Annotated in this window: 20 protein-coding genes and 1 riboswitch; of the genes, 10 read left to right on the top strand and 10 right to left on the bottom strand. The window is 48.0% G+C overall.

Annotated features, from left to right (window positions below; all coding sequences use genetic code 11):
* Positions 1–74 precede the first annotated feature (74 nt).
* The 4 genes from ACYQ1O_RS01125 (at position 75) to ACYQ1O_RS01110 (ending at position 4,216) form a co-directional block, all read left to right on the top strand.
* Positions 75–617 carry a polysaccharide biosynthesis/export family protein gene (locus ACYQ1O_RS01125; RefSeq protein WP_459989669.1) on the top strand — a complete coding sequence of 181 codons (543 nt, stop codon included), beginning with the start codon at positions 75–77 and terminating at the stop codon, positions 615–617.
* Between the two features lie 12 nt (positions 618–629).
* Complete coding sequence (locus ACYQ1O_RS01120) at positions 630–1,835, top strand: hypothetical protein (protein ID WP_459989668.1); 1,206 nt, start codon at positions 630–632, stop codon at positions 1,833–1,835.
* A 6-nt stretch (positions 1,836–1,841) separates the two neighbouring features.
* Positions 1,842–3,422, top strand: a complete 1,581-nt coding sequence (locus ACYQ1O_RS01115) for a GumC family protein (RefSeq protein ID WP_459989667.1) — start codon at positions 1,842–1,844, stop codon at positions 3,420–3,422.
* A gap of 122 nt (positions 3,423–3,544) precedes the next feature.
* Positions 3,545–4,216: a CpsD/CapB family tyrosine-protein kinase gene (locus ACYQ1O_RS01110; protein ID WP_459989666.1), complete on the top strand. Its 672-nt coding sequence runs from the start codon at positions 3,545–3,547 to the stop codon at positions 4,214–4,216.
* Positions 4,217–4,257: 41 nt separating this feature from the next.
* Here ACYQ1O_RS01110 and asd read toward each other — a convergent pair whose 3' ends face one another.
* The 4 genes from asd to hslO are packed head-to-tail and all read right to left on the bottom strand — an operon-like array spanning position 4,258 to position 7,225.
* Complete coding sequence (gene asd / locus ACYQ1O_RS01105) at positions 4,258–5,115, bottom strand: archaetidylserine decarboxylase (protein ID WP_459989665.1); 858 nt, start codon at positions 5,113–5,115, stop codon at positions 4,258–4,260.
* 49 nt (positions 5,116–5,164) lie between these two features.
* Complete coding sequence (gene queF / locus ACYQ1O_RS01100; RefSeq protein ID WP_459989664.1) at positions 5,165–5,554, bottom strand: preQ(1) synthase; 390 nt, start codon at positions 5,552–5,554, stop codon at positions 5,165–5,167.
* A 42-nt stretch (positions 5,555–5,596) separates the two neighbouring features.
* Positions 5,597–6,355: a hypothetical protein gene (locus ACYQ1O_RS01095; protein ID WP_459989663.1), complete on the bottom strand. Its 759-nt coding sequence runs from the start codon at positions 6,353–6,355 to the stop codon at positions 5,597–5,599.
* 3 nt (positions 6,356–6,358) lie between these two features.
* A complete protein-coding gene (gene hslO, locus ACYQ1O_RS01090) occupies positions 6,359–7,225 on the bottom strand; it encodes an Hsp33 family molecular chaperone HslO (RefSeq protein ID WP_459989662.1) in 867 nt (288 codons plus the stop codon).
* Between the two features lie 85 nt (positions 7,226–7,310).
* Between hslO and msrA the strand changes: the two genes are divergently transcribed.
* The 4 genes from msrA to ACYQ1O_RS01070 all read left to right on the top strand — a co-directional run bounded on the left by msrA (position 7,311) and on the right by ACYQ1O_RS01070 (position 10,943).
* Complete coding sequence (msrA, locus tag ACYQ1O_RS01085) at positions 7,311–7,946, top strand: peptide-methionine (S)-S-oxide reductase MsrA (protein ID WP_459989661.1); 636 nt, start codon at positions 7,311–7,313, stop codon at positions 7,944–7,946.
* A 238-nt stretch (positions 7,947–8,184) separates the two neighbouring features.
* Entirely contained in the window at positions 8,185–9,567 is a 1,383-nt protein-coding gene (locus ACYQ1O_RS01080) for an ATP-binding protein (RefSeq protein WP_459989660.1), read from the top strand.
* Positions 9,545–10,093, top strand: a complete 549-nt coding sequence (locus ACYQ1O_RS01075; protein WP_459990619.1) for a response regulator transcription factor — start codon at positions 9,545–9,547, stop codon at positions 10,091–10,093. Before ACYQ1O_RS01080 ends, ACYQ1O_RS01075 begins: the two co-directional genes overlap by 23 nt.
* A 493-nt stretch (positions 10,094–10,586) precedes the next feature.
* Positions 10,587–10,943, top strand: a complete 357-nt coding sequence (locus ACYQ1O_RS01070; protein WP_459989659.1) for a hypothetical protein — start codon at positions 10,587–10,589, stop codon at positions 10,941–10,943.
* A gap of 219 nt (positions 10,944–11,162) precedes the next feature.
* Here the strand turns inward: ACYQ1O_RS01070 and ACYQ1O_RS01065 are convergent, their stop codons facing one another.
* The 5 genes from ACYQ1O_RS01065 to ACYQ1O_RS01045 form a co-directional block, all read right to left on the bottom strand.
* Entirely contained in the window at positions 11,163–12,008 is an 846-nt protein-coding gene (locus tag ACYQ1O_RS01065; protein ID WP_459989658.1) for a class I SAM-dependent methyltransferase, read from the bottom strand.
* A 209-nt stretch (positions 12,009–12,217) separates the two neighbouring features.
* Complete coding sequence (locus tag ACYQ1O_RS01060) at positions 12,218–12,982, bottom strand: inositol monophosphatase family protein (protein ID WP_459989657.1); 765 nt, start codon at positions 12,980–12,982, stop codon at positions 12,218–12,220.
* 91 nt (positions 12,983–13,073) lie between these two features.
* A complete protein-coding gene (locus ACYQ1O_RS01055) occupies positions 13,074–14,159 on the bottom strand; it encodes a YkgJ family cysteine cluster protein (protein WP_459989656.1) in 1,086 nt (361 codons plus the stop codon).
* A 29-nt stretch (positions 14,160–14,188) separates the two neighbouring features.
* Entirely contained in the window at positions 14,189–14,467 is a 279-nt protein-coding gene (locus tag ACYQ1O_RS01050; protein ID WP_459989654.1) for a lipid-A-disaccharide synthase N-terminal domain-containing protein, read from the bottom strand.
* Entirely contained in the window at positions 14,464–15,189 is a 726-nt protein-coding gene (locus tag ACYQ1O_RS01045; protein ID WP_459989653.1) for a glycosyltransferase family 2 protein, read from the bottom strand. Before ACYQ1O_RS01045 ends, ACYQ1O_RS01050 begins: the two co-directional genes overlap by 4 nt.
* Before the next feature lie 338 nt (positions 15,190–15,527).
* Positions 15,528–15,629: riboswitch (TPP riboswitch) on the top strand.
* 30 nt (positions 15,630–15,659) lie between these two features.
* On the opposite strand from ACYQ1O_RS01045, the gene thiC reads away from it, so the two are divergent.
* Entirely contained in the window at positions 15,660–17,531 is a 1,872-nt protein-coding gene (gene thiC, locus ACYQ1O_RS01040) for a phosphomethylpyrimidine synthase ThiC (protein WP_459989652.1), read from the top strand.
* Between the two features lie 80 nt (positions 17,532–17,611).
* Here thiC and murJ read toward each other — a convergent pair whose 3' ends face one another.
* Entirely contained in the window at positions 17,612–19,141 is a 1,530-nt protein-coding gene (murJ, locus tag ACYQ1O_RS01035) for a murein biosynthesis integral membrane protein MurJ (RefSeq protein WP_459989651.1), read from the bottom strand.
* A gap of 94 nt (positions 19,142–19,235) precedes the next feature.
* Between murJ and rpsT the strand changes: the two genes are divergently transcribed.
* Positions 19,236–19,499, top strand: coding sequence for a 30S ribosomal protein S20 (gene rpsT / locus ACYQ1O_RS01030; protein WP_459989650.1), 264 nt, complete (start codon positions 19,236–19,238; stop codon positions 19,497–19,499).
* Positions 19,500–19,521: the final 22 nt, after the last annotated feature.

Genomic DNA, 19,521 nt, shown 5'->3' with positions numbered 1-19,521 from the left:
TTTTTGCCGGATGTTGCACTTAAAATTTTTTCAATATATTCAGCCAGCCGGCTGACTCTTGTAGGACTTAGTTTATGAAAGCAATTTTCGTATTGGTGTTATTACTTATTTCTCCATGGACGCATGCGGGTACTGAAAACTATGCAATCAATCCCGGCGATCTTCTCGAAATAACCGTTTGGGATGAAGAGAAGCTCCATAAAGAAGTGCGTGTATTGCCAGACGGTACGATTAGCTTTCCTTTGTCGGGTGTTATCAAAGTGGCTGGCAAAAGTGCCGGTGCCATCCAAACCGAATTGACTGAGAAATTAAAGCCGTATATTGCCGAGCCTGTGGTTAACGTTTCCGTCAAGGCGGTTGAGGGCAATGTGGTTTATGCACTGGGGCAGGTAAAAAAACCGGGGCAATTTATCATGACCCAGTCTATGAATATGATGCAGTTGCTGAGTTTGGCGGGCGGATTAAGCCAATTTGCCAAGGCTGACGATATTGTCATTTTGCGCCGCCATGAGAAAGGTTCGGAGGCGATCCGTTTTAAATACAGCGAACTGGAAGGTGGTGAAGCACTGGATAAAAACTATCTGCTAAGCAGTGGTGATGTCGTGGTTGTGCCATAGGCTTTGTTTACCATGCTAAATTTAAATATGAACGGGAAAATGCTTGCCGCCTGGCGGATGGTTTTGGCAGGGTGCGTGTTTGCCCCTACCGCATATGCGGCGGAATGGTCTGTTAAATCGGACATCAAACAGAACATCGCTTATGATGATAACGTAAGGATGAGGAAAGAGGCGCAAGGGTCCATGTTTTATACCATCATGCCGCGTTTGGCGTTTGCCCATAAAACCGAAGTGTCCAATGTGACCGCAATGGCCAGTTATGGCACCCAGCGTTATGAAGCGATCGAGGGGTTAAATCAAGATATCCAAGCTTATGATTTAAATGCCAACTATTCCACCGAAAAATGGGCTTGGGGTGTTGTTGGCGCTTTTGACGCCACACCAAGCCGAAACTCTGCGGTAGACGATGCGGGTAATTTTGCCTCAACTGCAATTAGAACCGTCAAATCAATCAGCCCTTCACTTTCCTATACACTTTTTGAAACAGACAGGATCACGCTTGCGCCCAGTTATAGCGAAACCAGCTATAGCCAGAGCGGTTTCTCCAATAATAGCAGCCGATCCGCCAACCTCAGTTGGGTGAGGCAATGGTCTGAGGCTTATCAAACGTCATTAAGCGGTTTTTTTTCCAATTATGAGTTTGGGCGGATAAATGGTATTTCCCAAACCAGTACCACATCCAACAGTTATGGTGTCAATTTTGGTAACAACTACACGCTCTCTGAACGATGGGCGGTGAATTTATCCGTGGGTATACGTCAAGTTGAAAATAACAGCTTGACGGACTTCATTTTTTTTCAAGAAACCACGACCAGCACTTCGACAGGTTTCCTAACCGACTCGGGGGTTAGCTACACGGGCGAAAATTTTTCTGGCAAGCTTAGGTTAAGCCGCTCATTGGTGCCGTCAGGTCAAGGCCAATTGCAAGAACAAAGCTCGATAGGTATTGGTTTAGGCTATAACTTGTCAGAAACCGTCAGGGCTAAATTAGACAGTTCTTATCAGGAAAATGACTCAACTAACCCAACGCAGTCAATTTCCAGGAAAAACATCAATTTTGCACCCTCGGTATCTTGGCATCTGTCTACAGAATGGGTGTTATCGGCAAGTTACCGTTATCGTCAGCAAGACAACAATAGTACTATCGGTGCTGTTGATTCAAATTTATTCATGGTCGGCGTGAACTATGATTGGCAAGGCCTAAGTTTTTCGAGATAAAAATTTATGATAATGGAAGAACAAGAGAAGTCGCTAAAAGAATATTTGCATATTTTAGTCAGGCGCAAATACATGATTGTCGGGCCGATGATGGTCATGTTCGTGTTGAGTGCCATTGTTGCTTTAGCGTTACCGGCCATTTACCGGTCTGAAGCTACCATTCTGATCGAACAACAGCATATCCCTCCCGACTTAGTTAAGTCCACGGTGGTCAGTTTTGCGGATGAACGGATCAAGGAGATCCAACAAAAACTGATGACCGTTGATAATGTCACCAAGGTGATTGAAAAGTTTAATCTTTACCCCAGCGAGCAAAAATCAGCCAGTCCGTTTGTATTGGCTGAGCAGTTTATGGAGAACACGGAGCTTGAATTGGTGAATGCCGAGGTTATTGGTCGAGGCAAAACCACCAAAGCAACGCTGGCATTTAAGCTTTCATTTAATGACCAAAATGCCCAATTGGCGCAGAAAGTGGCCAATGAGTTGGTGACTCTATTTTTGGACGAAAACGTCAAATCAAGAACACAGCGCGCCGAAGAAACCACCGAGTTTTTAGAAGAAGAATCTGAAAAATTTAAGCGTGAAATACAAAAACTGGAAAGCCAGTTGGCGGAGTACAAAGAAAAATACACCAACAGTTTGCCGGAAATGCTGCCCGCAAACGTAGCGTCTATTGGACGGGTCGAGGCGCAGCTACAACAATTGCAATTGCAGGAAAAAATGGTTGGCGAACGCCGCATTAGCTTGCGCACACAGTTGGCAGTTACTAGCCCCAATGTCGTGACTATAGAAACCAAAGATAAGCCTGTTGAAACGCTGGAAAGTTTAGAAGGCGAATACAAAAGCCTAATGGAAAAGTATTCCGAGTTGCATCCGCAAGTTAAGGCTTTAAAACGCAAAATTGATAGCTTTGACAAAACTAAGCAACCTGCCAGCGAAGCAAGTAAAAAATTAAGCGCAACCAATCCTGTTTATTTGCAACTGCAAAGTGAAATAGATATTGCCGATATTGAAGCAAAAAATATAGCAGAGGAACGGAAGTCTTTGAATGAGAAGCTATCCCAGTTGGAGTTGAGCATATCCCAAACCCATCAAGTTGAACGTGGTTACGAGGATATGATGCGCGATTTGGAAAACCAAAAAGCTAAATACAAAGAGTTAAAAGCCAAGTCTTTGGAAGCCAAGCTGTCACAAACGCTTGAAGAAGAACAAAAAGGTGAAAAATTTTCCTTGTTGGAGCCACCACGGGTTCCTGAAAAGCCAGAAAAACCGAACCGCATAAAAATTATGTTTATTGGCTTTATCTTCTCGATTGTGGGGGGGCTGGCTTGTGGTTATGCGGCTGAAATGTTTGATGGTAGTGTTCGTGGCTATAAACAATTGGCTAGTTTGACCGGCATAGAACCCTTGGTTGTTATCCCCTATATTAAAAACGATGAGGATACAAAAAAAGGCAGAAATCACTTGCGGAACTTTGTTTTACTGGGGGCGTTTTTAGCCGTCAGTTTGTTGGTGTCCATCCATATGCTTTATATGCCATTGGATGTGATAATCCTAAAGATGTGGAATAAAATCGCTAGGATATAGTTTGAAAAGGTTTTGATGCGTGCTTGCCGGACTTTTCCGGCAAGCCTTAAAAAGAAAACTTCATTTAATTGGCAGACATGTTTAAAAAATTTATAAAAGCCAGACAAATAAGCACTAATGAAATGATTGAACGCCGAGTGGTGGCTATGCAAAAGCATACGCCGGAGTCTGACATTTTCAGAATGCTAAGGACTAAAATATTACGGCAGCTTAAAGAAAACGGTTGGAGCAGTTTTGGCGTGACCGCACCAACTCAAGGTGCGGGCAAGTCGATGATTTCCGTCAATTTGGCCATCACCATGGCAATGGAACAAAACCAAGAGGTATTGCTGGTCGATTTGGATTTGCGTTACCCCAAGCTGCATTGGTATTTGGACATGAAGATCACCACGGGTTTGCGTGACTACATCCTGTCTGATGTGCCTTTAGCGGATATTTTGATAAACCCGGGCTTTGAGCGTTTGACGGTGTTGCCTGGTCGAGGCCAGGCGATAGGTTCTTCCGAACTGGTTTCAGCGCCCAAAATGCAGGCTTTGATTAAAGAGATCAAGGAAGTCAACAAATCTAAAATTATCATCTTCGACTTACCACCTATTTTGGCGGCTGATGATGTACTGGCGAGTATGGATTATTACGACGCCGCTTTGTTGGTGATAGAGGATGGTAAAAACACGCCAGATGAAGTCACCAAAAGCTTGCAGTTATTATCCGAGACCAATCTGTTGGGAACTGTTTTGAACAAGTCAGATAACCCGCCAGACCATCAAAGTTACTATTCTAAAGACGTCTACTAGACAGGTGGGCGGCACAGGTCAGATGGCCTGTGCCATTTACGCTAGATTTTTCTTGCGATCAGTTCACCTAGTTTCACCGCACTACCACTGGTTAATCCTTCCAGCAGTTGCAGCCGATTAGCGCCAAATAGCGCGATAATGGTTGATCCCATATTAAATCTGCCTAGTTCTTGGCCTTTCTCCAGTTGTATGTTGTCTTCGCTGTACTGCCAAGTTCTGACCGTGTTGCTGCTGGGCGGCGTGACCACGCCATGCCAGACCGTTTCTATGCTCGACACGAAAATCGCCCCCACCAACACCAATGCCATCGGCCCCAGTTCGGTGTCAAAAATGGCGACGACGCGTTCGTTCCTGGCAAACAGATTATTCACCGAGCGGGTAGTCGCGGCGTTAACGCTAAATAGGCGTCCTGGAACGTGTACCATTTCAGTCAATTTGCCTGCAATCGGCATGTGCATACGATGATAATCTTTGGGCGACAAGTAAATGGTGGCGAAAGTACCGTCACGGAATGCGGCGGCGCGTTGCGGGTCTCCGCCTAGCAAATCGGTAGCGGTAAAGGTTTTGCCTTTGGCTTGGAATAAGGTGTCACCATCGATGTTGCCGGCTTGGCTGATGACGCCGTCAGCTGGGCTGACAATACCGCCGATGTCATGGGCAAGCGGCCTGGCTTCAGGCTTTAATTCGCGGGTGAAAAAGTCATTAAAGCTTTTGAAAACGCTGGCATCTTCTTGCAAGGCTTCGGACATGTTGACGCCATAAAGCTTAATCACTTGCTGGATCAGCAGGTTTTTAATACTGGGGTTTTCTGAATGGGTCAGTTTGCTCATCAGTTGTGATAAGCCATGATGGGGTAGGAGGTGTTGCGGTAAGCTGATAAGCGTGTCTTTAAAGGTCATGGGCGTAAAAACGGGGGATAAAAAATCCCCCAAAAGTAAGGGGAGAGGGTTATGGCAGGTTGACGGGTTGTGGTGCTTGCCAGTTAGGGTCGCGATGCTCAACGACCACGGTGGTGTAAATGCCGCCACGGACATTAAAGGCGGCGCGGATGCGCATAAATCTAGGCGCTGTGGCGGCTACTAAGTCGTTCAGGATGGCATTGGTAACGGCCTCATGGAATGCGCCTTCATCACGGAATGACCACATGTAGAGTTTTAACGATTTCAATTCCACACATTCCAGATTGGGTACGTATTCGATTTCAAAGGTGGCAAAATCGGGTTGTCCCGTTTTTGGACACAGGCAAGTGAATTCGGGAATATCAATGCGGATGGTGTAATCGCGTTGTGGTTGTGGGTTGACGAAGGTTTCTAGGTTTTTGCTCGGTTGTGTGGTCATGATAGTGGTTTTTGTGATGTAAAAAATTCTGCCAAGCTTTGCTTATCGGGCAGCAGTGGTGTTGTTTAAAAAATTCCGGTAATTGATGGAGACTTTTAAGCCCGCAAAATTACCTGCCATGTTAAAAAGTTCATGGCTGGTTTTGTCAAAGCTCAGCTTGACTTCATTGATGGCGTTTTTCTCGTAGCCTTCTTCAATGTGATGCGTTTCCAGCAGAAAGCGGTAAACGTAAACCTGATGGTCGGGTTCGTCCTTAATTTCAATGGGTGCGCCCAGTTTGGCGACCACCGCTGCTTGTTGCGGTAGCGGATCGTTAATTTTTGTCATCAGATCCGATTTGGCGCGCAGCTGCTGTTTTTCCTTGTCGATTTCCGCACCGGCAATCGAGCGCAATGACACTTCCAAAAATTTGGGCGGGGCAATTTCCAAAAACAATTTGGAGAACGACCAAGCGACCAATTTGTTTTCTTTATTGAAATCCATGTCCGCGTAAAACTTGATTTCCGGTTTGATGACTTGGTCGTTGGCATCCACTTTACGGAACCAATACCGCCAGCGTCTGCCGGTAGGGGTAGCGCTGTCGTCGCTGGCATAAAGGTGCGACAAGGACACGAAATCTTGGTTGAAAAGAATCGGTTCCTTAAAGTGCAAGGTAAACTCATCGGCTACTGACACGCTAAAATAGCGGTCAAATTCGCTCATTTGCAGATAGGTTTGGTAGGCGCGTAGCCAATACATGCAACCCGTCAGGCTCAGTGCCAGTAGGGTAATTATAATGAGCTTGAGTTTGCTTTTTTGCATGGCTTAGTGCCGCGTTTCTGAAGAGGGTGAAAGGGTTTCCGCCAACAGGGATTCGACATCTATTTTGTCAAACTCGTGGCGGCTGCTACAGAAATCACAGACTACTTCTATAGAGCCACGTTCCAATAAAATGCTTTCCAGTTCGTCGCGCCCCAGTGATTTTAAGGTGCGGTTGATTTTTTGTCGCGAACAAGTGCAGGCAAAGGCGACTGGTTCTGGTTCGTACAAGCGCACTTGTTCTTCGTTAAACAACCGGTACAAAATTTGTTCGCAGTCCAATTCCAACAGCTCTTTGGCGGTAATGGTATCCGCCAGCATTTCGACGCGTTGCCAATCTTCTTGGTTGTTGTCTTGTTTGGGCAGTTCTTGTAACAGTAAGCCAACGGCTTGGTTTTCGGTGGCAAACAACCATAAGCGCGTGTTGAGCTGTTCCGATTGGCTAAAATAATTTTCTAATGCCGCTGCCAGATTGTTGCCTTCTAAAGGCACAACACCTTGGTAGGGTTCGCCTTGGTCGGGTTCTATGGTTAAAGCCAGATAACCTTGTCCAAATAATGCTTCTAAGGTACCTGCTTGAATTTCCGGCCGGCTGCGCGCCAAGCCCCTAATTTTGCGGTCATGCGTAGCTTGAGCGACCAATGTTTTAATGCCGCCATCGCCTTGTGCTTGCAAAATGATCGAGCCGTTAAATTTGATGGTCGCGGATAACATCACCACGGCAGCCAAAGCTTGGCCTAGCTGTTGCTGGACCACATCGGGTTGCGATTGGTGTTGTTTGGCGGCTTGCCAGCTCTCTGACAAACTGACCCATTCGCCACGGATGCCCAATTCTTCAAATAAAAACCGGCGCAAAATATCTTGTTTAATCATGTTGCTCTCTTCACTGTGTTGACCTTTATTATAATCCAGAATCATAGTAACCTTAGCGATACCTGTTTGCACAGCGGAGTCGCCCATGCTCATCCCCAAACGAAAAATCACCCTGCCTAATCCTGCAGATGCGCTGCCGGGTCGCAATACTGCCATGCCGGTTTATAACCGACATTACGTCAATGGCAACCCGATAGCACCGCCTTTTCCCGAACATCTGCAAACCGCTTTGTTTGGCATGGGCTGCTTTTGGGGCGCAGAACGAAAATTTTGGCAGTTGCCGGACATTTTTAGTACGGCGGTGGGTTATAGCGGAGGTTTTACGCCCAACTTAACTTACGATGAACTCTGCACGGGGCTGACAGGCCACAACGAAGTGGTCAAAGTGATTTTTGATCCGGCCTTAATCGCCTATATCGATTTGCTCAAAGTGTTTTGGGAATCCCACAACCCTACCCAAGGTATGCGCCAAGGCAATGACATCGGCACACAATACCGGTCTGCCATTTATACAACAACCGACGAACAGCAAGAGCAAGCGTTGGCATCTAAAGAAGTTTACCAGCATTGTTTGCAACAAAAAGGTGTGTTATCGCCGATTACCACGGAAATATTGCCAGCAGGCGAGTTTTATTATGCCGAAGATTATCATCAGCAATATTTGGCTAAAGAACCGATGGGCTATTGCGGATTAGGCGGTTTGGGTGTTTGTTATGCCTAAGCAAAAATCAGCAGACAAAAAAAAAGCGGCTTAAAATAAGCCGCTTAGAGAGAATTAGGAAGGATATAACGCAACTTTCAGCTACTGGCTCCGGTTAAGAACCTTAAAAGTTAGGTTAATAATAGCAACAGTAAACGCAAATAAAAATGTGACATATTGTCGCACTTTGGAAACATAGAAGAGGAAAGACCTAAGATTGGGTCTTAATAGTTAACAATCCGCTGCCGTATCAAAAACAATGCTTTCACACGTCTCACCCAATTCAGAAGTTTCTGCCCGCCAAAACTTGCGCTGGTTGTTTATTCTTAGAAACCTAATGATCCTCAGCGAAGGGATGCTGATTTTCCTCTCCACTTTCGGGCTTAACATCCGCCTGCCGCATCAGCAATTGTGGCTGGTGTTGCTGGTGTTGGGGGCGCTGAACATTTACACCTCGGCGCGTTTGGATTCGGATGAGCCGGTGCTGGAAAGTGAAATTTTCGTCCAAATTACCCTGGACGTGATCGGCATTGCCGGCTTGCTGTATTTTACCGGCGGCGCCTCCAATCCGTTGACGTGGGTGTTTTTGCTTCCGGTGATTATCACCACCATCATGCTGCCGCAATCGTACTCGTGGTATATGGTTATCATCACCGCTTCCATGTACACCGTGCTGATCGCCTATAACGTACCGTTGCCGTCCATCGAGCCCTACATGCCCGACCCGCGCATGCTGCACCCTGACATGCCGCATTACGAATTCATCAAACACGCCCACGAAATGAGCGGGCGCAGTTATTTCAGCCTGCATTTGTTCGGCATGTGGTTTGGTTTCGTATTTAGTGCCGGATTGGTGGCGTATTTTGTTGCCGAATTGGCGAAAACCTTAAAAATCCAAGAACGCCGCCTAGCCGAAGCGCGCGAAAATGCCTTAAGGGATGAACGCGTTGTCGCGCTAGGCACGCTTGCCGCCAGCGCCGCCCACGATATGGGGACGCCATTAGGCACGATAGCGATCTTGGCGCACGAATTGGAGCAAGAATTTCCCTTGCACCGCTTCCCCGATTTGCACGAAAAAACTCTGATTATTCAACAACAGATAGACCGCTGCAAAGAAGCCCTGTCGGTTATGTCGGCATCGGCTGGCGAAATGCGCGCCGAATCGGGAAAAGCCGTGCCAGTGGTTGAATACTTAGATCACGTCATCAACCAATGGCGCACCCACAAACCCGGTGCCAAGCTGAGCTTTTTTGTTAGCAACGACATTGCAGCCGAGGCGCAAATTATCGCTGAACGCACGCTCACCCATTCCATCATCAATATTTTGAACAATGCTGCCGAAGCCTCACCTAAGGACAAGGGTGTCGAGCTTTACGCCAGCTGGGATATGCACACGCTTAATTTGCGTATCCGCGATTATGGCCCAGGCTTGCCACCCGAACTGGTCGAATTGGGCGGCAAATCGCCCGTGGTCAGCAAAAAGCACGGCTTGGGCGTCGGCCTATTTTTAACTTATTCCACCATCAAACGCTTGGGTGGACGTATTAACTTATATAATTTTGATAACGGCGGCGCGTGCGTGGAGATCAGCCTGCCCTTATTGAATGCGGAGACTTATGATGACGAATCAGGATTTGGATAACCCCAGATTACTGCTGGTTGATGATGACGAAACTTTCTGCAAAGTGCTGAAAAGTGCTTTGGAGCGCCGTAATTACGAAGTCTTAGTGGCAAACGACGTCAAAAGTGGCGTCGCTCTCGCCGAACAATACCTGCCTGAATATGCGGTGATCGACTTGCGTATCGGCTATGAATCAGGTTTGGAATTGGTCAAAAAGCTGATGTCTTTAGACGATAACACCAACTGCGTGGTGCTGACTGGCTTTGCCAGCATCGCCACCGCCGTTGAGGCGATCAAGCTCGGTGCTATCCATTATTTGACCAAGCCCGCCAACGCCGATGAAATTGTCAGCGCACTCAACAAAAACGAAGGTGATTCTTCCGTTTCAATTAGCGAAAATCCTTTGTCTGTCAAACGCTTGGAGTGGGAACACTTGCAAAAAGTGCTGATGCAATACGACGGCAACATCTCCGCCGCCGCCAGGGCCTTGAACATGCACCGCCGTACCTTACAGCGTAAATTGGATAAAAGGCCGGTGCGGGAGTAGGGTTGGTTATTGCTCTTTTTTAAGCTTATTGTTTGGTTGGATTGCGTCACAGCCACAATCTGTGGACTACCGATAATCATGAACAAACTCGAATTCGTAATCTGTATTAATACCGTGGTTAGGAAGTTTCGTTTTACAGCGGTGTTATAGCCAGCAATCCTTAATGATTAAAAGCCGGATCCGCATCCGGCTTAATTTCGTTGCATCACCCCATCACCAATAGCCATTTCAACATTGGCTTTCAAAAATAAATGGTTGTTTCAACCAAACAGCAATTGTTCAAAGCAACCAAGGCAGGGTTCTGTGGTGACCGGTTTTTTTTATGGTTATTTATTTTTGTTATTGATTTAAAACAGTTTTTTTATATTTTTATGGAATGGCATCGAAAATGCTTAATCATGAATGTGATGGATAACAAGCTGGTTTGGGTCAAGGATGGCAATAACTGAAATTTGCATCATAAAAATAATTTATTTATTGCTGGAGAATTACCATGAACAAAAATACTTATACCCGTTTGATTTTGGTGGCTTGTATGGCTGTAGCTTCTGCGCCTTTGTTGGCTGACGTGGCTGTTGGCACCGGGCAATCGGCCGACTCAGCACATCGTAAATCGGTAGCTGAAGAGGAAGAAAGGTCAGGCCACGTTGGCTATAGCGGTTTTGAGCAGAAAGCGGCCGGCGCGGAGCATCCTGCCAATAACACCGCATTGACTGCCCATAGCAAAGATGCCGGCAAACCATCAGCTGAGGAAGCCCATCGTAAATTTGTTGCCGAAGAGGAAGAAAGGTCGGGGCATATTGGCTATAGCGGTTTTGAAGAGAACAAAGCGGTGGCTAACACCAAATAAAAAAACGTCAGATATTTGATGTTAAGGCAGGTTTTTCATTAGGCAATCCGCTTTAAGTTTCGGGAGTAATCGCTGTTAGCTTCGTGAAACCTTGCCTGAAATCTTCAGGCAAGAGCGTAAGCCGGGATCAACTGATACTGGACGCGGTTATCACAGATAACGCTGTGCTTTTCAGGCCTACCCCGCGCATTTTGCGCGGGGAATCCCCTTTTCCCCTCTCTACTTTCTCCACCCCAGCACATAATAATTGACCCAATTAAGGCGGCTTAACGCTTCCAGCCCCACAGTTTCGACCATCGCGATCAGGCTGGTGATTTTTTGCTTTACGGCTAACCGTCTTAGGTAGCTGTAGGTGGGGAGGGTGTTGGTGGTGATGTCGTGTTCCAAGGTGTTGGTCAATTGGATTTTTTCTGCCAGTTTTCGGTAGTGGTTGATGCTGAAATCGACATTGCATTTGCCGTAAAAACTCCATGATGGCATTTTGATGGCGCTGAGCGGAAACAGTTTGTGGTTGGGCAAAAAATCGGACAAGGCCAAATAGCCGCCGGGTTTCAGTACGCGGTAGGCTTCTTTAAAAAACTGTTCGCGGTCTGGAAAGTGGAAGATGCATTCGACCGCCAATACCACGTCAAAGCTTTCGTCAGCAAAGGGCAGGGCGCAAGCGTCGCCTTGTTTGAATTCGATGCGGTTAGCGGGTTTGGCAATGACCGTGGCGCGGGCGCGCTCAAGTTGCCGTTCGTCAATATTGAGGCCTGTCAGGCGCATATCGCTGTAGTTGTCGTTGATATGGGCGGTGGTGCCGCCAAAGCCGCAGCCGACATCCAGCACGTCTTGCCCATTTTGGATGTGCCCGGCGGCGCAGACTTGTTGGCTGAGCGCTTCGGCGGCTTGTTCAAAATCCTCAACCGTTAAGGTCGCCTGTTTGGGTTCAGGCCAATAGCCCCAATGCACGTGTTTGCCAAAGCTTTTGGCAAGGGCGTCGTTGTCTTCGGTGAGCGATGACAGCAGGAAATCAAAGTAAGGTAGTTTGATACTGGGGCGGTTGGGCGGTTGGGATTCGTTCATGGCGGCATTCTCGATGGGATGTAAACGGTTTGGCCTCCACTATAACCTTGCATTGCGCGGGTGCAAAGCAAGGCGGGTTGGTTTGTTGCAAATAGCCTTAAGTTAAGACTTTTTCCGTTCGCCCTGAGCCTGTCGAAGGGCATTCATGGTTCAGCGCTCCATTTATGCCCTTACACATCAACGTGCAGCTAAATTTAACGGCATTAGGCTTACATCAGCGGCAGCAGTTGTGCGAGGATTTTGCCGTTGGTGGCGAGGATTTGTTTGGGGAAAACACCGGCATTGCCTTTAAAGTCGGTGACCGTTCCGCCGGCTTCTTGGGCGATCAATGCACCGGCGGCGACATCGTAGAGATTGAGTTCTTGTTCCCAAAAAGCATCGACTTGTCCGTCGGCAACCAAGCATAAATCCATGGCGGCAGAGCCGAACCGGCGTTGTCCGGTGGTCAGCTGGGCAATCCTGGCGAAGCGGGCCAGATTGTTGTCTTCCAAGTAGGCGCGTAAGCAGGCAAAACCGGTGGCAATCATGGCATTGCCCAGATTGTCTTCATTGGAAACGTGGATGGCTTTGCCGTTTTTCCACGCGCCTTTGCCGCGTTCTGCACTGTACATGTCATCTAATGCCGGTGCGTAGACCACACCCATTATAAGGGTTTGGTTAATTTCCAAGGCGACGCTGATCGACCAGAAATATTGGCCCTTGGAAAAGGAATGGGTGCCGTCGATGGGGTCAACAATCCAACGGGCATTTTGGTTGTTGCTTTGTCCGCTTTCTTCGCCCCAAAAGCCGTATTCCGGGTAGTCGCGGGTGAGGACTTCCTGCAAAAAAGCTTCGACGGCAACATCGGCGGCGGTGACAAAATCACGCGGATTTTTTTGCGTGACTTGCAGGTTCTGCAAATCGTTGAAATGGTTTAACGCCAAACTGCCCGCGTTGCGGACGATGGTTTCAATGGTGTTCAGGGTAATGGACATGACGAGGCCTTGGTGGTGTAAGAATAAAAAGAAAGCAGAACGTTCAGCGGCAGTATTTTTGCTGAAGGTTAATGGCGCGGAGCATTTTACCCTATAACGACAAACCGACCCGCTGCCTTGCATCCAAACAGTTGTCGCTGCCCAAGGTGAAATCCCGGCAAGTGCTGGGCCGGTCGGGGTAGATGTCACAAGTAAAGGTTTCGTGAATGGTATTGCCGCCCGCCAAAGCCGCGCAACGCAGGCCGCTGCGGCGGAGTTTGTTGCGCGTGCCGTCGATGACAATCAGGTCAGGATGCAGTTGGATGACAGCCTCGTCTGCGCCGACTTCAACGGCATCGTAGGCTTCACGGCAACAGGCACCACAGGTGAGGCAATCGAGTTCGACGGCAGCTTCCCAACGTTGGCAGGCGGGGGCGTTTTTGGGTAAGGCTAATGCCGGTTTATGCTGGCAATAATGCTGTTCCCCTTCGCTAAAAAACCAGGCGCAATCGGCGCAGCTGTGGCTTGGTAAATAATCGGCGATGGCGGCGTGGCCTGCCGGATGGCGGGCAGGCGGTGTTGTGGCGGCCTCCCACAATGAAGGCAAAAGTGTGCTGTTGCTGCGGCGTTCTTCCGCCAGTTGTTTGGGTGTGACGGCAACAATGGCCGCTGTTGCCACTAGTGCATGGTGCAGCGGTTGCCAGCGTGGCAAGGAAGCCCGCCACGCGCCAATGCGCGCGGCAACACAGCTGCGTTCTCGCCCGCCACCGTCATTGGGGTCTGCGTAAAAAGGGTCTTCCGGCAGATGCTGCCAAAACAGGATGCGGAAGTCGGTGGTCGGGGCAAAAAAACTGCGTAAGCCCAGGCCGCTAGCCAGATAAGCTTGCAAGCGCAAACAGGCGTGTTCCCGCCACGGATTATTGCCTATCCCGTACCCTAGCCCCCAATCTTGGCGGTTTTCGCCCCTTTCACCTTCAACCAGCGCGTGGCAAAGTTCGTGGAAAATCATTTGTGCAAGCGAGTCGTCAGGGTCAAACAAGCTATCATCGGCTATCCAGAGGGTGCCACGTCCGTCACTTGATGCATAGGTTTCGCGGGTGCGTTGAACGCGGAAGCCCATTTGTTCGGCACAGGCCAGCCACACCCGTGCCAGCGGGTCTTGGTAGTGGTGTGTGAGTGGGCGTGGGATGTCGGTCATGACGCTACGTTTGATGTGCGGGCCTTTGCTTATTGGGAATCGGCGGCTTTTTTCTGATAAACGACAAAATACAGGTTGCGGAAATAAATCAGCAAACCCGATGCTTGACCTAGGATAAAGACAGGGTCTTGCCGGTAGATGGCATACGCCAGCAGGGTGATGCCGCCGGCAATGCTGAAATACCAAAAGGCGATGGGGAAAACGCTTTTCTTTTCCTTTTCGCTTTTCAGCCATTGCACAATAAAACGCGCTGAAAACAAGGCCTGCCCTAAAAAGCCAATGGCAACCCAGATAGTTTCGGTCGTCACGATAATTCCTTAATGATTGGAGTTTTGGCGCGTTTTTGCAGCCAAATGACGCCCATTATGTCGATAATGCCCGCCCATAATCGGTCTAGTGTGCCGTATTTTGAGCGCCCATTGATGCGGGCGCGGTGGTTGACCGGCTCTGAAATGACTTGTCCGCCGGCACGGATAATAAGCGCGGGTAAAAAGCGGTGCATGTGGTCAAAGTAGGGCAAATCTAAAAACTTGTCTTTATAAAAAACCTTGCTGCCGCAGCCGGTATCGGGCGTATGGTCGCCAAGCAATCGGGCGCGGACGCTGTTGGCAAGTTTGGAAGACAGCAAGCGCCAATGCGAGTCGTGGCGATGGTTGCGCCAACCGACAACCATCCATAAGTTGGCAATACTGGCGCTTTGTTCCACTAGGGCATTGTAAAGGTTGGGAATGTCTGCCGGATCGTTTTGCCCGTCACCATCGAGTGTGGCAATCACATCGTACTGCGCCGCTTTAACGCCGGTGCGGATGGCGGTGCTTTGCCCGCTCTGTTGTTGGCTGAAAATCCGCAAGCTTTTATTGCCTTTCGCCAACAGCTCTTTTAAAACAAGGGTTGTCTGATCTTTGCTGCCGTCATCAACCACGATGATTTCATAGGCGTCGGCGACATGCATGGCGGATTCTATTTCTGATAATAATGAAACAATGTTGTCGGCTTCATTATGAACAGGAATAACAATGGAAATTTTCACGATTCCTCGCTGATAGACGGAAAGGCTGCTTGACGGTTCATGTTGGCTAAAATTCCCGATTCTAGCATTTTTTTTTTCAAAAAATCCTACAAAAACCGAGTGTTAGCTATTTGGTTAGCGAGGTTTTGTTTTTAACGTGTTGAAATAAAAGGGGCTTATGGGTGTGTCACTTGTTTTTTACAAGTTTATTGTTAGTGCCGTACCTTAAAATTTATTCCGTACTGGCTTGGCGAATAAAAATGCAGATTTAAACATTATTGCTTCTAGCGTAATAATTTTGGCACCATGGTCAATGCACTTGCAATCTGCTTGTATTTACTTTAACTTAGCTAGACATCCGTAAAGGCTAGGGGTGCTTCGAAGATTTTTTCGAGGCTGAGAGATACCCTTTGAACCTGACCCCGGTTAATACCGGCGTAGGAAAGCCAAGACTTTTCCCTGCGCCTATCTTATTGAATGTTGGAGATAACATGAGCGCAGTCATCAAAGAAATTACAGCTACTGAAGAAAAAGCTGTAAAAATCGATTCTTACCCCGCATCAGAAAAAATATACGTGCAAGGCAGCCGCGCTGATATTCGCGTGCCGATGCGTAAAATCACATTGTCCGACACGCCCGCACATTTCGGTGCTGAAAAAAATCCGCCGCTGTATGTTTATGATACCTCAGGCGTTTATACCGACCCGAGTGTCACCATCGACTTGAAAAAAGGCTTGCCTGATGTCCGCACTGCGTGGATTTTAGAACGCAATGACACCGAAGAATTGGCAGGCCCTACATCTGAATTTGGCTTGCAACGCCTGCATGATCCGAAAACCGCTCATCTGCGTTTTGAACACATCCGCAAACCGCGTCGCGCCAAAGCCGGACAAAACGTCAGCCAAATGCACTACGCTCGCCAAGGCATTATCACGCCAGAAATGGAATACATCGCCATCCGCGAAAACCAAAAAATGGATGAGATGCGGGCATTGTGGAAAGATCAACATCCTGGCGACTCTTTTGGCGCGTCTATTCCTGATGTGATTACGGCTGAATTTGTCCGTAGCGAAGTGGCTAGAGGCCGCGCGATTATCCCTGCCAATATCAATCACCCAGAATTGGAGCCGATGATTATTGGCCGTAATTTCTTAGTGAAAATTAACGGCAACTTGGGCAATTCAGCGGTTACTTCCAGCATCGAAGAAGAAGTCGAAAAAATGATGTGGGGCATCCGTTGGGGCGGCGACACCATTATGGATTTGTCGACAGGTAAAAACATCCACGAAACCCGTGAATGGATTTTACGTAACTCGCCTGTGCCAATCGGTACTGTGCCGATCTACCAAGCCTTGGAAAAAGTCAACGGCAAGGCTGAAGACCTGACTTGGGAAATTTTTCGCGATACATTAATTGAACAAGCTGAACAAGGCGTGGATTATTTCACTATCCACGCCGGTGTGCGTTTACATCATGTGCCGCTGACCGCCAAACGTATGACGGGTATTGTGTCGCGTGGTGGTTCTATTATGGCGAAATGGTGCTTAGCGCATCACACGGAAAGTTTCTTGTATACGCATTTTGAAGAAATCTGCGAAATCATGAAAGCTTATGACGTGTCATTCTCTTTGGGCGACGGTTTACGTCCTGGCTCGATTTACGATGCCAACGATGCTGCACAGTTCGGTGAATTGGAAACCTTGGGCGAATTAACCAAAATCGCGTGGAAGCATGACGTGCAAACCATGATTGAAGGCCCAGGCCATGTGCCATTGCACATGATTAAGGTCAACATGGAAAAACAATTGGAAGAATGCGGCGAAGCGCCGTTCTATACTTTAGGGCCGCTCACCACTGACATTGCTCCAGGCTACGATCACATCACTTCGGCGATTGGCGCGGCAAACATTGGTTGGTATGGCTGCGCGATGCTCTGCTACGTGACACAAAAAGAACATTTGGGTTTGCCGAACAAGCAAGATGTGCGTGAAGGTATCGTTACCTACAAAATCGCCGCCCACGCTGCCGATTTGGCGAAAGGTCACCCAGGCGCACAAGCGCGTGATAATGCCATGTCCAAAGCGCGGTTTGAATTCCGCTGGGAAGACCAATTCAATATTGGCCTTGATCCTGAAAAAGCTCGCGAATTCCATGATGAAACCTTGCCGAAAGAATCTGCAAAAATCGCGCATTTTTGTTCAATGTGCGGCCCGCACTTCTGTTCGATGAAAATCAGCCAAGACGTGCGTGATTACGCGTCGGCAAAGGGCATCTCTGATGAGCAAGAAGCGTTAAAGAAAGGTATGGATGAAAAATCCAAGCAATTCTTGGAAGAAGGCGCGGCGATTTACCACAAAGTCTAAACGGCAAGCTTAAGAAGTTATAAGGAGTGAAAAACAGGTTTTTCACTCCACTTTTCTAACGAATAAAAGCAGTCGAATATTTAATATCCCAGATGTTTTGGCCTTAAGCCGCTCAATAGCAGCGTTGCTGCGTAAACCAAAATCCCCAAAACAATCCATTTAAACAAATGCAGCACACGGGTTGGCGATTCCCAGTGTTGCCACCACGTTACATCCACCCAAAAATATAGCATGGCAGACATTGCCAAGCTGGCAAGCAGAATCCGACTGCCAAACAGCAGCCAGCCACTGGCGGGCTGATAAATTTTTTCTTTGCGTAGTTTTAGCAGTAGTAATGCGGCGTTAAAAAACGCGCCGAGCGATGTCGCCAAAGCTAAACCCGCATGGGCGAGCGGAAAAACCAAAGCCACGTTTAACCCAAGACTAGCTAGCATGGCATAAACGCCATAGCGTACCGGTGTGTGCATATCTTGGCGCGCACTAAACCCTGGCACCAGTACCTTTATCAACAAATAACCCAGCAAGCCGACCGCATAAGCTTTTAGGCTTTGCCCTGACATCACTACATCGGCAGCGGTAAACTCGCTGTATTGAAAGAGTGTAGAAAGCATGGGTTCTGCCAAAAAAATCAAACCAATCGTCGCGGGTACGCCAACCAAAACAGCCAAGCGCAAGCCCCAATCGAGTGCGTTGGCGAAACCGGCAGGGTCTTCGCTGGCGTGATGCTTGGCAAGGTTCGGCAAGATGACCGTGCCTAAAGCCAACCCTAAAATGCCCAATGGAAATTCCACCAAGCGGTCTGAATAATACAGCCAAGATACGCTGCCCACAGTTAAAAAAGATGCGACCAAAGTGTCGAGCAACAAATTGATTTGCGTGACAGACACGCTAAAAATCGCCGGTAACATATGCTTAAGGATGCGCTTAACGGCTGGATCTTGAAAATCCACGCGCAATCTGGGGATTAGCCCCAATGCTGCCAGTCCGGGCAGCTGAAATAAAAGCTGTACTGCACCCGCCAGTAATACGCCCCACGCCAAAGCAGTAACAGGTTCTTCAAGTCGAGGAGCCAGCCAAACCGCCGTGGCAATCATGCAGACATTAAGAAAAATGGGGGTGAGCGCGGAAATGGCAAAACGGTCATGGGCATTTAAAATGCCGCCAGCAAACGCCACCAGCACGATAAACAGCAGGTAAGGCAAGGTGATCTGCAACAGTTGTACTGACAAGGCGTGTTGGTCGCCCTGCCAAGCAAAACCGGGTGCCAGTAGCCAAATCAACACGGGCGCGGTAATCATGCCGATCAGTGTGAACAATGCCAGCCAGAGGCTTAGCGTGCCGGAGGTTTTATCGATTAATGTTTTTAAGGCAAGCGGATTGTCTTGGCGTTTGGCTTCGGCGATGATGGGTACGAAAACATGAGCAAACGCGCCTTCCGCAAACAGGCGGCGTAAGAAATTAGGGATTTTAAAGGCGACAAAAAAAGCGTCTGTAGCGGGATCTACGCCAAATAGCCGTGCAATGAGCATGTCGCGTACAAACCCCAGTAATCTTGATAGCAGCGTCATACTGCCAACCACTGCGGTGGACTTAAACAATTGCCCGCTCATGAGTAATCCTTAAAAAAGCCATTAAATGGTTGACAATAATAGCATTTAAAAAGATAATGCAGGGCTATTTAACTTTACCAAGATTCGAGACACTATGGCTAATACAGCACAAGCTAAAAAACGTGCGAAACAAGCGGAAAAAAGCCGTGTTCGCAATGCAGGACAACGCAGCAACTTGCGTACATTCGTAAAAAAAGTAATTGTCGCCGTTAATTCTGGCGATAAAGAAAAAGCCCAAGAAGCTTTTAAGATTGCCATGCCGATTATCGATTCTGCGGTAAACAAAGGCATCATCCACAAAAATAAAGCCGCACGCGGCAAAAGCAGATTGAACGCCAAAGTTAAAGCAATGGCTTAATCTTCGCTTTTTTGCGTTGCCC

The sequence above is a fragment of the Methylosoma difficile genome, from assembly GCF_054657615.1.
The sequence above is the reverse complement of the archived record's forward strand: the minus strand, read 5'-3'. Positions and strand labels throughout refer to the sequence as shown.

What these genes read in the sequence shown, in the direction of transcription:
- ACYQ1O_RS01125 (WP_459989669.1), top strand. Translation starts at nt 75, where the DNA reads ATGAAAGCAATTTTCGTATTGGTGTTATTACTTATTTCTCCATGGACG.
- ACYQ1O_RS01120 (WP_459989668.1), top strand. Translation starts at nt 630, where the DNA reads ATGCTAAATTTAAATATGAACGGGAAAATGCTTGCCGCCTGGCGGATG.
- ACYQ1O_RS01115 (WP_459989667.1), top strand. Translation starts at nt 1,842, where the DNA reads ATGATAATGGAAGAACAAGAGAAGTCGCTAAAAGAATATTTGCATATT.
- ACYQ1O_RS01110 (WP_459989666.1), top strand. Translation starts at nt 3,545, where the DNA reads ATGATTGAACGCCGAGTGGTGGCTATGCAAAAGCATACGCCGGAGTCT.
- asd (WP_459989665.1), bottom strand. Translation starts at nt 5,115, where the DNA reads ATGACCTTTAAAGACACGCTTATCAGCTTACCGCAACACCTCCTACCC.
- queF (WP_459989664.1), bottom strand. Translation starts at nt 5,554, where the DNA reads ATGACCACACAACCGAGCAAAAACCTAGAAACCTTCGTCAACCCACAA.
- ACYQ1O_RS01095 (WP_459989663.1), bottom strand. Translation starts at nt 6,355, where the DNA reads ATGCAAAAAAGCAAACTCAAGCTCATTATAATTACCCTACTGGCACTG.
- hslO (WP_459989662.1), bottom strand. Translation starts at nt 7,225, where the DNA reads ATGATTAAACAAGATATTTTGCGCCGGTTTTTATTTGAAGAATTGGGC.
- msrA (WP_459989661.1), top strand. Translation starts at nt 7,311, where the DNA reads ATGCTCATCCCCAAACGAAAAATCACCCTGCCTAATCCTGCAGATGCG.
- ACYQ1O_RS01080 (WP_459989660.1), top strand. Translation starts at nt 8,185, where the DNA reads ATGCTTTCACACGTCTCACCCAATTCAGAAGTTTCTGCCCGCCAAAAC.
- ACYQ1O_RS01075 (WP_459990619.1), top strand. Translation starts at nt 9,545, where the DNA reads ATGACGAATCAGGATTTGGATAACCCCAGATTACTGCTGGTTGATGAT.
- ACYQ1O_RS01070 (WP_459989659.1), top strand. Translation starts at nt 10,587, where the DNA reads ATGAACAAAAATACTTATACCCGTTTGATTTTGGTGGCTTGTATGGCT.
- ACYQ1O_RS01065 (WP_459989658.1), bottom strand. Translation starts at nt 12,008, where the DNA reads ATGAACGAATCCCAACCGCCCAACCGCCCCAGTATCAAACTACCTTAC.
- ACYQ1O_RS01060 (WP_459989657.1), bottom strand. Translation starts at nt 12,982, where the DNA reads ATGTCCATTACCCTGAACACCATTGAAACCATCGTCCGCAACGCGGGC.
- ACYQ1O_RS01055 (WP_459989656.1), bottom strand. Translation starts at nt 14,159, where the DNA reads ATGACCGACATCCCACGCCCACTCACACACCACTACCAAGACCCGCTG.
- thiC (WP_459989652.1), top strand. Translation starts at nt 15,660, where the DNA reads ATGAGCGCAGTCATCAAAGAAATTACAGCTACTGAAGAAAAAGCTGTA.
- murJ (WP_459989651.1), bottom strand. Translation starts at nt 19,141, where the DNA reads ATGAGCGGGCAATTGTTTAAGTCCACCGCAGTGGTTGGCAGTATGACG.
- rpsT (WP_459989650.1), top strand. Translation starts at nt 19,236, where the DNA reads ATGGCTAATACAGCACAAGCTAAAAAACGTGCGAAACAAGCGGAAAAA.